The organism is Pseudarthrobacter xylosi (assembly GCF_055412765.1).
On sequence record NZ_JBVAYT010000006.1, the window covers coordinates 22,872 to 34,970 of the forward strand.

Below are 12,099 nucleotides of genomic sequence, written 5' to 3' on the forward strand. Positions count from 1 at the left end.
ACTGCGGACACTGTCAGCCTCCCGCAGGCACGTTCCGGAAGACGGCCGGATAGTTATCAAGGACCGTGATCCGGTTCAGCGGCCACGCGATCACGGCGGCTTTGCCTTCCACGTCCACGAGGTCGACGAAACCGCCATTGGACTCCATGTGCGAGCGGGAATCCGCGGAGTGGTTCCGGTTATCACCCATGACCCAGACCTTTCCTTCCGGAACAACGACGTCGAAGGCGCGGATCTGGGGTTCTTCAGCCCCGTTGACATAGGTTTCATCAATAGGGGATCCGTTGAGGGTCAGTTTACCGCCGTCGTCGCAGCAGATCACCTCGTCGCCGGGCAGCCCGATGACGCGTTTGACGAGGTGCTGCTCGGAGTTGTCCGGGAGCAGTCCCACAAATGTCAGTCCGTCCTGGACCCATGTGAACGGTCCCTTCGGTTCATCCGGCGCGGTGCTCAGCCAGCCCTTGGTGTCACGGAACACCACTACGTCGCCGCGTGAGAGGGAAAACGGCTCCGGAACCAGCAGGTTCACGAAGATGCGGTCGTTGACGTCCAGGGTGCTGACCATGGACTCGGACGGAATATAGAACGCGCGGAACAGGAAGGTCTTGATCAGGAAGGACAGCACCACCGCGATCACCACCACCGTGGCAACCTCCTTCAGCCAGACAAAGAGCTGGCTGGGCGCGTCGGGCTCGGTAGTGGGTGCCGAGGACCGCCTGCCGGACGGTGGCGCCGGGCTGCCGTCCGCTACGTCGTCCGAGTCGCCACCGTTGGCAATAGCATCGTCGGCCATCACACCGTCCGAGGTCCTGCCGCCGGAAATCGTGTTGGCGGACATACCGTCGGCGTCGGCACCTGGAGCGCCATCGCGAGGCGGCTCGGGTGTCTGCGCATTGTTCTCGGGCATTTACTGTCCGTCCTCTGTTGTTGATCCTGCCGCTGGCGGCCGTAGTACTGCAGCAAATCTATCAAGTGGCCAGACGATCTGGACCGGCCTGCCGATGACACGGTCCATCGGCACCATGCCACCGCCGGGCGCACCGAGCAGGCTGCGCGAATCAGCCGACGCCGAGCGATGGTCACCGAGCAGCCACAGCCTCCCGTCAGGCACCATCGCGCTGAAGACCTGCTTGCTTGGGCTGTCTCCGTTGAACAGGTACGGCTCATCGAGTGCCGCACCGTTGACGGTGATCTTTCCGTCGGCATCGCAGCAGACTACGGTGTCCCCCGGCAGGCCGATAACTCGCTTGACGTACGTGGTGTCACTGCCGGCCAGGCCCAGCCACTGCCCGGCCGCAGCCAAGGAATCCAGGACGGGGCCCTTGCCACTGTTCAGGGGTGCGAACGAACCCCTGCCATCGAAGACCACAATGTCGCCCCGCCGGATGGGTTCGGCGTGGAAGTCTGTCCTGGAGACCAGGATGCGGTCCCCGTCCGCAAGGACCGGCTCCATCGATTCGGACGGGATGTAGTACACATCCAGCCACAGCGACCGGACCAGGCCGCTGACGGCCACTGCCAGGAGAACTGCCAGGAACACAAAACGCCAGCCCATTCTTCTGGGCTGGCGTTTTGTCTGGTCCATGATCCGTATTCCTGGGGCGCTGTTGCGAAGGGCTCCGGCGCTGGCCTGATACGGCTGGGCCTGCTTTGTAGGTCCCTGGGGACTTACTTCTTGGGCTGGAAGTCGCGCTTTTCCTTGATCTTCGCAGCCTTGCCGCGCAGGTCGCGCATGTAGTAAAGCTTCGCGCGGCGGACGTCACCCTTGGAGACGACCTCGATCTTGTCGATGATCGGGGAGTGCACCGGGAAGGTACGCTCCACACCGACGCCGAAGGAGACCTTGCGGATGGTGAAGGTTTCGCGAAGACCATCGCCGTGGCGGCCCAGGACGAAGCCCTGGAATACCTGGACACGGGAGTTCTTGCCTTCGATGATGTTCACGTGAACCTTGAGGGTGTCACCCGCGCGGAAGACGGGAACATCGGTGCGCAGCGAGGCTGCATCTACGGAATCGAGAATATGCATAATTGCACTCCTGGTGAACGCCACGGGTCATTCACTTTGGGTCACGGCGGGCAAGCCCGGAAGCACCGGGAATTACCGCCGAAAGTTAAGTGGGTCCGGTTCCTTCACTGATTGAAGGTCCCGGGGTGTCCAGCTGTTGGTTGCGCTCCCCCTGTGGCAGGTGCGGACCCAGCAGACACAAAGACTAATTTTGCCACACTCACAGGCCTACAGCCAATCGCCGCAGACCGCCGCCGCGCCGGTTCAGAGTGAGGGGTCGGTTCCGGCGTCCTGGTTGGTCCCGGCCGGCCGCCGCGCCCGGAGGTGACCGTCGACGACGTCGTACCCGAGGTCGCCAAGAGCTGTCCGGTCGGCACGCGGCAGCTTCCCGGCGTCGAACGTTTCCAGCAGGTCCGGGCGGCGTTCCGCCGTCCGCCGGTACTGCTCGTGGCGGCGCCACTGCGCGATCTTCCCGTGGTTGCCGCTCAGCAGCACCGCCGGGACATCCCGGTCCCGCCAGCTGGACGGTTTGGTGTACACGGGGTATTCCAGCAGCCCGTCCGAATGCGATTCCTCCACCAGGGAATCGGGGTTGCCCACCACGCCGGGCAGCAGCCTGCCGATGGCTTCGACCATCGCCAGAACGGCCACTTCGCCGCCGTTCAGCACGTAGTCGCCAAGGCTCATGGGGCGCACCGTGAAGTGCTCTTCCGCCCACTCGATGACACGCTCGTCGATGCCCTCATAGCGGCCGCAGGCAAAAACCAGCTGATTCTCTTCGGCGAGCTCATAGGCCAGGGCCTGGTTGAAACGCTCCCCTGCCGGCGATGGGACGATCAACACCGGCTTGGCGGACCCGTGCTCCGTGGTTTCGGCGCCTGCTCCAGCGCCTGCGGCGACAGCAGCCAGCGCCTGCGCCCACGGCTCCGGCTTCATCACCATGCCGGCACCGCCGCCGTAGGGGGTGTCGTCCACTGAACGGTGCTTGTCCGTGGTGAAATCACGCAGGTCATGGACGCGCAGGTCCAGCAGGCCGTCCTGGCGGGCCTTGCCGATGAGCGAGAGTTCCAGGGGCGCCAGGTACTCCGGGAAGATACTGACGACGTCGATTCTCATCTACGCGTTTTCCTCCGGTTCGCCGGCAGCGGCTTCGCCATCGTTGACCTCAAAGAGTCCGTCCGGCGGCGTCAGCAGGACAAAGCCGTCGGCCACATTGACCTCCGGCACGATCTGCTCCACGAACGGGACCAGAATTTCCTTGCCTTCCGGTGTTTCAACCACGAGCAGGTCCTGGACAGGCAACGTGTGCAGGGCGGCGACCTTGCCCACCACCTGCGAGCCTACGCGGGCTTCGAGCCCCACGAGTTCGTGCTCGTACCAGCCTTCGTCGTTGTCCTCGTCCAGCTCTTCGGTCTCGATGAAGAGCTTGGCGCCACGCAGGGTCTCTGCCTGGTTGCGGGTTTCGATTCCCTCGAACGCAAGCAGCAGGATGTCCTTATTCCACCGCGCACTCTCAACAATGAGTGCGCTGGCGGATGCAGGCTCCACCACAAACTCCGTACCGGGAACGAACCGGTCCCCGGGAGCGTCGGTCAGCACCTGGACCGTCACTTCGCCGCGGATTCCATGCGGTTTGCCGATTCGTGCCACCTGAAGCTGCATCTGTTCCTCTGTCTGTGATCGTGCCGGGATTAGGCGATGTGGTGAAAGCACTCCGGCCCCTCCACCGTTGCTGGTGGAAGGGCCGGAGCAAAAACTGATGTTGCCGAGCGCTTAGCGGCGGCGGTCGGTGTCGACGACGTCGACCCTGACCGGTTCGCCGTCTGCCAGTGCAGCCACAACGGTGCGCAGTGCCCGTGCGGTGCGGCCCTGGCGGCCGATCACCCGTCCCAGGTCATCCTGATGAACACGAACCTCGAGGGTGTCCCCGCGGCGGTTGTTCTTCGAGCTGACCTTGACATCGTCAGGCGAATCAACGATTCCCCGGACGAGGTGTTCGAGCGCTTCTGCCAGCAATCTACTCAGCCTCGGTGGTCTCTGCTTCGGCCGGGGCCTCGGCTGCGTCAGACTGCTTTGACTTCTTGGTGATGGCTTCCGGGATAATCACGGAACCCTTCTCCGGGGCGACAAAGGCAACCTTCGGAGCTTTGGTCTTCAGGGTGCCTTCCTGGCCCGGGAGGCCCTTGAACTTCTGCCAGTCACCGGTGATCTTGAGGATCGCGGCAACCTGCTCGGACGGCTGTGCGCCGACGCCGAGCCAGTACTGGGCACGGTCCGCGTCAACCTCGATGTATGAGGGCTCTTCGGTGGGGTGGTACTTGCCGATCTCTTCGATGGCACGGCCGTCACGCTTGGAGCGTGCGTCCATAACGACGATGCGGTAGTACGGTGCGCGCATCTTGCCAAAGCGCTTAAGGCGAATCTTTACGGCCACTTTTGTGGTCACTCCTGTTTCAGAAAAGGGGTAAACCGACGTTCTGCACCCGTGGGGCGGGCCATACTTGCGGGTTCAAAGGACAGGATCCAGACGCGGAGAGAGGGGCCACGCAGATCGAGTACCTATTTATTGTGCCAGATCAGCGTCCGGATTTCGACTTGACACGTACGGATGGAGCAGCCGGCCGGCCACGGCAGGCCTAGGACGACCAGACGTAGACCCCGGTACGCGCGGCGTCATCGATCGAGTTGGCCAACTCGGCGAACTTCTGGACATACGCCCGGGCTTCGACCACGCCGAAGGGCATGTCATCCTGGGCGGCCCACTTTTCAGCGACTTCATCCAGGACATTGCCCTCCCCCTCAGTCTCATAACTGAGCAGGTCCGCCAGGGCACGCACCATGGCCGGCGGAACCCCAAGGAGCGAATCGCTGGCCACGTCAACCATGGCCAGTTCGTAGTCAGCGCCACCGGCGTGCACCGCAGCACCGGCAAGATCACCCAGCTGTTCGATTTCGAAATCGCTGATTCCGGGAATCCGCAGGGCCTGGCCCGCCGGGGTGCCACCCGCATCCAGGACGACCGCCCGCTTCAGCGCGGCATCGTGAGTGGAAACAAAAATTTCAGTGAAGCCCATGGGAACAGCCCTCATTCCGTCGACGGTGCGGCCCAGAAGGACTGCATCAGATGCCGCCCCGGCCGTTCAGAATCAGCCTAGTACAAGGCGCCCCGCACATTGGGCATCCGTGCTCAGCGGACGGCGACACGGATCCTGTTGCGCCACGGATCCTCGAACCGAAGCTCGGCGCCCGTGTGGTGCGAGGCCACGCCGGCGACCTTCAGACGGTCGGCGAGCGCACCGACGTCGTCCGCGGAAGTGACCTCGATGAGCACTTCACCCAAGCCCAGGGTGTCCTTGCGGGGACCGGCGCCGCGGCTGTTCCATACGTTCATGGCCATGTGGTGGTGATACCGGCCGGCGGAGACAAACAGCGCCTGCCCGTGCCAGCCTGCCGTCTTTTCGAAGCCCAGCGTGCCCACGTAGAAATGGTGCGCCGACTGGACGTCACCCACCTGGAGATGGACGTGGCCCACCCCGGCTTCGGTGGCCTGCTGGCCGGCCACGGACTCCTGGGTCAGGTGCTGCTCAAGGTAGCGCTGCGGCGGCAGTGCCAGGCTGTCCATCACCACATCCTTCCCATTCCAGGACCAGTTTTCACGGGGCCTGTCCCAGTACAGTTCAATGCCGTTGCCCTCGGGGTCATTGAAGTAGAAGGCCTCGCTCACGAGGTGGTCGGCGCTGCCCGTGAAGGACCGGGGTTCGTACTGGGCTGTGGTGGCTACCGTGGCAGCCAGTGACGCCTGGTCATCAAAGAGCAGTGCCGTGTGGAACAGCCCGGCCTCTCCCCTGCCTGGCAGGTTCAGGGACGGGGCGGCCGCGAGATGGACCAGCGGACGTTGCAGGCGGCCAAGGTAGACGCCGCCATCCTCTTCGGCCACAACCTCAAGGCCGAGTGCGCGCTGGTAGTAATCGGTCATCAGCTTCATGTCGCCCACCTTGAGCATCACGGTGCCCATGGAGAGGTCGGCAGGAAGGAGATCCCGGCTGGTGGCTTCTGCAGTCATTGAACGCTCCCGGTCCATTGGCCTTCAGTCGAAGGCGGCTATACCACCAATTTACTTGAAGCTTCAATTTAATTCAAGTGCTTGAACGGATAGGTTGCGACCCCGTTTCGTGATTGCTGTCACCGGGCCGCCCGCGGCCTGTGGTAGCTTCGACTTGACCACACGGGAGCCCTTGCAGGGGCTGAGATCGGGCTGACGCAGCCTGCGACCGTTGAACCTGTCCGGGTAATGCCGGCGAAGGAAGTGAGTATTCATTGAATACACAAGAATCACAGCTGATCCCTGCCCAAAGTGGGGCCGACCAGGATCAACCGCTCCAGCCAGAAACCCAGTCACTGAAGTCCCACTCGCTGGCGTATATCACCGATGAAGCAACGGGCATCCAGGTTCCAGTGACCGAGATCGCACTGGAGCCGTCGCCGAACGGTGAGGCGAACGGGCCTTTCCAGACCTACCGCACGGCGGGTCCGGGCAGCGATCCGGTGGTGGGCCTCAACCCGTTCCGCTCGGAGTGGATCGCCGCCCGCGCCGACACCCAGCCCTACAGCGGACGGGAACGGAACCTGCTCGACGACGGCAAGTCTGCCGTGCGCCGCGGCGCGGCCTCTGCGGAGTGGAAAGGGGCACAGCCAGTGCCCCGCCGCGCCGTCGACGGCCACACCGTCACCCAGATGCACTACGCGCGGCAGGGTCACATCACCACCGAGATGCAATTCGTTGCCCTCCGCGAGAACTGCGACGTGGAACTGGTCCGCAGCGAAGTCGCTGCCGGTCGCGCCATCATCCCCAACAACATCAACCACCCGGAATCCGAACCGATGATTATCGGCAAGGCCTTCCTGGTCAAGATCAACGCGAACATCGGCAACTCCGCCGTGACCAGCTCCATCGCCGAGGAAGTGGACAAACTCCAGTGGGCCACCCAGTGGGGCGCCGACACGGTGATGGACCTGTCCACCGGCGACGACATCCACACCACGCGGGAATGGCTCATCCGCAACTCCCCTGTGCCCATCGGCACGGTGCCCATCTACCAGGCCTTGGAGAAGGTCAACGGCGAGGCCAACGCACTGACGTGGGAAATCTTCCGGGACACCGTCATTGAGCAGTGCGAGCAGGGTGTGGACTACATGACCATCCACGCCGGTGTGCTGCTGCGTTATGTGCCGCTGACGGCCAACCGCGTCACCGGCATCGTCTCCAGGGGCGGTGCGATCATGGCGGGCTGGTGTCTGGCCCACCACCAGGAGAACTTCCTCTACACGCACTTCGACGAGCTGTGCGAGATCTTCGCCAAATACGACGTCGCGTTCTCTTTGGGCGACGGACTGCGCCCGGGAGCGACGGCTGACGCCAACGACGCCGCCCAGTTCGCGGAGCTGGACACCCTGGCGGAGCTGACGCAGCGGGCGTGGGACTTCGATGTGCAGGTCATGGTGGAGGGTCCCGGGCACGTCCCGTTCCATTTGGTGCGGGAAAACGTGGAACGCCAGCAGGAACTCTGCAAGGGCGCACCGTTCTACACACTGGGGCCGCTGGTCACGGACATTGCCCCGGGCTATGACCACATCACGTCCGCCATCGGCGCCACCGAAATCGCCCGCTACGGCACAGCCATGCTTTGTTACGTCACGCCCAAGGAGCACCTTGGCCTGCCGAACAAGGACGACGTGAAGACCGGGGTGATCACGTACAAGATCGCCGCCCATGCAGCCGACCTTGCCAAGGGCCACCCGGGCGCCCATGCACGGGACGATGCCCTGTCCAAGGCCCGGTTCGAGTTCCGCTGGCGGGACCAGTTCGCGCTGTCCCTGGACCCGGTTACAGCGGAGGCCTTTCATGACGAGACGTTGCCGGCCGAGCCGGCGAAAACGGCGCACTTCTGCTCGATGTGCGGCCCGAAGTTCTGCTCCATGAAAATCAGCCAGGACATCAGGGACGAATACGGTTCCGCAGATTCGCAGGCGGCCATAGCCGAGGCCTACAGCGGGATGCGCGAAAAGAGTGCGGAGTTCCTGGCCGCCGGCGGGAAGGTCTACCTCCCCGAGCTTCGGATCCCTGCCGGGAGCTGACTGCTCAGGATGCCTGCACCGAGCGTGACCTGCCGACGCTGGCGATGAAGGACCGGATGGCTCGGTCACCTTCGGCAGAGTCCTGGGGCCGGTGTCCTCCCGCAGCAATGCGGTGCAGGGCGCCGGTTTCCTGCAGATATCCGGCGATCTCCTCGTAGAGCGGTTCCCAGCCGCCAGTCAAGACCATGGTGGGAACTCCCGGAACAATGTGCAGCGGGGCATCCCAGGAAGGTGCCTGCAACCGGAGCCGGCGAGCTGACCGTTTCTCCTCCGGTGTGGCGGGCTCCTGCAGGTCCATTGCGAACATTCTTCGCACGAACTCACGCTGGAAGTCGTCGTCGCTGAGCTGGCGCCGGATGTCGAACAGCGGTTGCATCAGCGCCCTGTGGGCAGAGGTGGCCGGCAGTTCGGCGGTCAGGGACAAGCACGCCGGTTCAACCAGCGTGAGGGAAAACACCAGGTCGGGGCGTTCGACGGCGGCCATCATGGCCGCAATGGCGCCCTCGGCGTGGGCCACAACGTGGCCGCCGGCGGCACCGCGGCCGTCATCGGCCAGTGAGCGCAAGATGATGGCGGTGTCTTCGGCGAACGAGGACTCCAGGGGCTCAGCAACGGGGTCAAAGCCGTGCCGCCGCAGGAACAGGGCGTCGTACGTGAGCGCCATTCCGTGCTGGCGCGTCCACGCCGCCGCACCGAAAAGTCCGGCGCCGTGCACGAACACTACCCGCTGTTTGAACATGACCCAACCCTATTCCACGGCGCCGACATCCCGATTGGGCAGCAGTAAGTGTCGGCGTGAATGCGCAACACAACCCTTGCTGCTACCCAGCCAAGAGGGGTGGTTACTTGCCGAGGAACTTGTCGAATCCCTTAGGCAGGTTCAACTGCGAAGGATCGAAGTCGCCGCCCTGCTGGCCGAACGACGCGCCCGTGGGAAGAGCTTTCGCCGCGCCGGCCCTACGGGCTTCGGCGTCCTTGAGCTCCTGGGCAGCCTTGGCAGGGTTGCCTGAACGGGCCTTCTTCTTCGGGGCGTTCTTGCCGCCCTTCCGCGCACCGCCGGGGCCGGCCATTCCGGGCATCCCCGGCATTCCGGGCATGCCGCCGCCCTGGGCCATCTTCTTCATCATCTTCTGGGCCTGGCCGAAGCGCTCCAGCAGGCCATTGACCTCAGAGACGTGCACACCTGAACCGCGGGCGATGCGTGCCCGGCGGGAGCCGTTGATGATCTTCGGGGCGACGCGTTCGTGCGGCGTCATGGAACGCACGATCGCTTCGACCCGGTCGATCTCGCGCTCGTCAAAGTTCTCCAGCTGCTCGCGGATGTTCTGCGCACCGGGCATCATCATGAGCATCTTCTTCATGGAGCCCATGTTGCGGATCTGCTGCATCTGGGAGAGGAAGTCGTCCAGGGTGAAGTCTTCCTGGTCGGCGAATTTCTTCGCCATCCGGGCGGCTTCGTCCTTGTCCCAGTTCTTCTCGGCCTGCTCAATCAGGGTGAGGACGTCACCCATGTCCAGGATGCGGGAGGCCATGCGGTCCGGGTGGAACAGCTCAAAGTCATCCACGCCTTCGCCGGTGGAGGCGAACATGACCGGCTTACCGGTGACCGACGCAACTGACAGGGCAGCACCACCGCGGGCGTCGCCGTCGAGCTTTGACAGCACGATTCCGGTGAAGTTCACACCCTCGTCAAACGCGACAGCCGTGTTCACGGCGTCCTGTCCGATCATGGCGTCAATAACGAACAGCACTTCATTGGGGACGATGGCGCGGCGGATCTGGCTCGCCTGCTCCATCATCTCGGCGTCAACACCGAGGCGCCCGGCGGTATCAACAATCACGACGTCGTGCAGCTTCTGGCGCGCCTCCTCGACGCCGGCGCGGGCGACGGCGACCGGGTCACCGGCGGGGTGCTCCAGTTCCGAGGTGGCTCCGGGGTGCGGTGCGAAAACAGGCACGCCAGCACGCTGGCCGACAACCTGGAGCTGTGTGACGGCATTGGGCCGCTGAAGGTCACATGCCACCAGGAGGGGGCTGTGGCCTTGGGCCTTGAGCCACTTGGAGAGCTTGCCCGCGAGGGTGGTCTTACCGGCACCCTGGAGGCCGGCCAGCATGATGATGGTGGGGCCGGTCTTGGCCAGGCGGATGCGGCGGGTCTCGCCACCGAGGATCTCAACGAGCTCCTCATTGACGATCTTGACGATCTGCTGGCTAGGGTTCAGCGCCCCTGATACCTCTGCCCCGAGGGCACGCTCGCGGACGCGGGCCGTAAACTCACGCACCACGGAAACGGCGACGTCGGCATCCAGGAGGGCGCGGCGGATCTCCCGGACTGTGGAATCAACGTCGGCCTCAGTGAGGCGGCCCTTGCCACGGAGATTCTTGAAGGTTGCTGTCAACCGGTCAGAGAGTGAATTGAACACGCGCCGCGCACTTCTTTCAGTGGATTTACAGGGGGGACTCGACTATCTAGGGTACCAAGTCGGGCTTGCCGGATGGCATGCTGGCAGGGTGACGAGCCAAACAAGTGTAAAAACCCTGCTCATTCTGGGCGCCTCAGGCGATCTGACCGGCCGCCTCCTGCTGCCGGGACTGGCCCGGCTGGTGGCTACCGGCCGGGCTGATGGGCTGACCCTGGTAGGCGCCGGATCCGACGCCTGGACACCGGAACAGTGGCGTTCCCGGGTCCACGAGGCCTTCGCCCCCGCCGCGGAGGCCGCCGACACGGCTGGAAAAAAGGCCCTCACCGCCTTGGCGAAGGCCACGGCTTACCACCAGCTTGATGTTACGGCGGACGGAACCCTCGCGGCACTGTTGGCTGGACTGGAAGGCCCCACCGCCATCTATTTTGCGTTGCCTCCCCATGTCAGCCAGCTGGCCTGCGAGTCCCTGCACCGCGACCAGGTTCCGGCCGGAACACGGCTGGTCATGGAGAAGCCCTTCGGCTCCAGTGAGGCCTCGGCCCGTTCCCTTAACCACACGCTCGCTGCGCTGGTGCCGGAGGACCACATCCACCGGGTGGACCATTTCCTGGGCAAGGCGACGGTGCTGAACATCCTTGGCCTGCGCTTTGCGAACAATTTCCTGGAACCCGTCTGGAACCGCGAGCATGTGGAAAAGGTCGAGATCATCTTCGACGAGGACCTGGCGCTGGAAGGTAGGGCGAGGTATTACGACAATGCCGGCGCCCTGCGCGACATGATCCAGAGCCACCTGCTGCAGATCATGGCCCTCATGGCCATCGAGCCGCCGGCCACCATTGGGGAGCGGGATCTTCGGGACGCCATCGCGGCCGTGCTTCGCGCCAGCAGCATCAGCGCGCCGTACGCGAAATCCACTCGCCGGGCCACATATACGGCGGGTTCGGTAGGCGGCAGGAACGTCCCGGACTATGCGCAGGAAGACGGGGTGGATGCCGCCCGCGGGACGGAGACCCTGGCGGAAGTCCGGGTGGACATCGACAACTGGCGCTGGAAGGGGGTTCCGTTCATCCTGCGTTCGGGCAAAGCCCTCGGATTGAAACGCAAGGAGGCCGTGGTCACTTTCCGCCCCGTCCCGCATCTGCCGGGAGGCTTCACGGGCGTGGACTCACCCAACCAGCTGCGGATCGGGTTCGGGCCGGATACCCTGGCGTTCGATGTCGACGTCAACGGTCCTGGCAGCATGTTCAGCCTGAGCCGCACAACGCTGAATGCGGAGCTGAGCGCTTCTGAGCTGCTCCCCTACGGCGAAGTGCTGGAAGGCGTCCTGAGCGGCGATCCGCTGCTCTCGGTGCGCGGCGACACCGCCGAGGACTGCTGGCGGATTCTTGAGCCCGTCCTGAAAGCCTGGCAGCGGGGCACGGTTCCGCTGGAAAAGTACGACGCCGGTTCGGCCGGTCCCGCCGGATGGCCAGGTTCCGCGGCGGCCGGCTAAGTGCTGGCTGGCTAATCGGCGGCGGTTGGGTACGCCGGAACA

The 12,099-nt window shown here is 64.2% G+C and carries 13 protein-coding genes and 1 riboswitch; of the genes, 2 read left to right on the plus strand and 11 right to left on the minus strand.

Annotation, left to right across the window (positions count from 1 at the left end; all coding sequences use genetic code 11):
- Nucleotides 1–13 precede the first annotated feature (13 nt).
- The 9 genes from lepB (ACZY1F_RS13860) to ACZY1F_RS13900 form a co-directional block, all read right to left on the minus strand.
- Entirely contained in the window at nucleotides 14–907 is an 894-nt protein-coding gene (gene lepB / locus ACZY1F_RS13860) for a signal peptidase I (RefSeq protein ID WP_463942300.1), read from the minus strand.
- On the minus strand, nucleotides 908–1,585 hold the full coding sequence (gene lepB, locus ACZY1F_RS13865) for a signal peptidase I (RefSeq protein WP_463942302.1): 678 nt from the start codon (nucleotides 1,583–1,585) through the stop codon (nucleotides 908–910).
- Nucleotides 1,586–1,668: 83 nt separating this feature from the next.
- Nucleotides 1,669–2,028 carry a 50S ribosomal protein L19 gene (gene rplS, locus ACZY1F_RS13870; RefSeq protein WP_056349088.1) on the minus strand — a complete coding sequence of 120 codons (360 nt, stop codon included), beginning with the start codon at nucleotides 2,026–2,028 and terminating at the stop codon, nucleotides 1,669–1,671.
- A gap of 243 nt (nucleotides 2,029–2,271) precedes the next feature.
- Nucleotides 2,272–3,123 carry a tRNA (guanosine(37)-N1)-methyltransferase TrmD gene (gene trmD / locus ACZY1F_RS13875; protein ID WP_463942304.1) on the minus strand — a complete coding sequence of 284 codons (852 nt, stop codon included), beginning with the start codon at nucleotides 3,121–3,123 and terminating at the stop codon, nucleotides 2,272–2,274.
- Nucleotides 3,124–3,669, minus strand: a complete 546-nt coding sequence (gene rimM / locus ACZY1F_RS13880) for a ribosome maturation factor RimM (RefSeq protein WP_463942306.1) — start codon at nucleotides 3,667–3,669, stop codon at nucleotides 3,124–3,126.
- A gap of 111 nt (nucleotides 3,670–3,780) precedes the next feature.
- On the minus strand, nucleotides 3,781–4,023 hold the full coding sequence (locus ACZY1F_RS13885; protein WP_160671756.1) for an RNA-binding protein: 243 nt from the start codon (nucleotides 4,021–4,023) through the stop codon (nucleotides 3,781–3,783).
- A 1-nt stretch (nucleotide 4,024) separates the two neighbouring features.
- Nucleotides 4,025–4,441, minus strand: coding sequence for a 30S ribosomal protein S16 (rpsP, locus tag ACZY1F_RS13890; protein ID WP_463914956.1), 417 nt, complete (start codon nucleotides 4,439–4,441; stop codon nucleotides 4,025–4,027).
- 202 nt (nucleotides 4,442–4,643) lie between these two features.
- The gene (locus ACZY1F_RS13895) at nucleotides 4,644–5,081 is read right to left on the minus strand and encodes a hypothetical protein (protein WP_463942308.1); all 438 of its coding nucleotides are present in this window, start codon (nucleotides 5,079–5,081) and stop codon (nucleotides 4,644–4,646) included.
- A 113-nt stretch (nucleotides 5,082–5,194) separates the two neighbouring features.
- Nucleotides 5,195–6,070 (minus strand): VOC family protein, encoded by an 876-nt coding sequence (locus ACZY1F_RS13900; protein WP_463942310.1) that lies wholly within the window; start codon nucleotides 6,068–6,070, stop codon nucleotides 5,195–5,197.
- 152 nt (nucleotides 6,071–6,222) lie between these two features.
- Nucleotides 6,223–6,330: riboswitch (TPP riboswitch) on the plus strand.
- Between ACZY1F_RS13900 and thiC the strand changes: the two genes are divergently transcribed.
- Complete coding sequence (thiC, locus tag ACZY1F_RS13905; protein ID WP_463942311.1) at nucleotides 6,325–8,142, plus strand: phosphomethylpyrimidine synthase ThiC; 1,818 nt, start codon at nucleotides 6,325–6,327, stop codon at nucleotides 8,140–8,142. (Overlaps the previous riboswitch by 6 nt.)
- 4 nt (nucleotides 8,143–8,146) lie before the next feature.
- On the opposite strand, the gene ACZY1F_RS13910 is transcribed toward thiC, so the two are convergent.
- Nucleotides 8,147–8,881, minus strand: a complete 735-nt coding sequence (locus tag ACZY1F_RS13910) for an alpha/beta hydrolase (RefSeq protein WP_463942313.1) — start codon at nucleotides 8,879–8,881, stop codon at nucleotides 8,147–8,149.
- Between the two features lie 103 nt (nucleotides 8,882–8,984).
- Nucleotides 8,985–10,565 carry a signal recognition particle protein gene (gene ffh / locus ACZY1F_RS13915; protein WP_463942315.1) on the minus strand — a complete coding sequence of 527 codons (1,581 nt, stop codon included), beginning with the start codon at nucleotides 10,563–10,565 and terminating at the stop codon, nucleotides 8,985–8,987.
- 88 nt (nucleotides 10,566–10,653) lie between these two features.
- Between ffh and ACZY1F_RS13920 the strand changes: the two genes are divergently transcribed.
- Entirely contained in the window at nucleotides 10,654–12,057 is a 1,404-nt protein-coding gene (locus tag ACZY1F_RS13920; RefSeq protein ID WP_463942317.1) for a glucose-6-phosphate dehydrogenase, read from the plus strand.
- Nucleotides 12,058–12,099 lie beyond the last annotated feature (42 nt).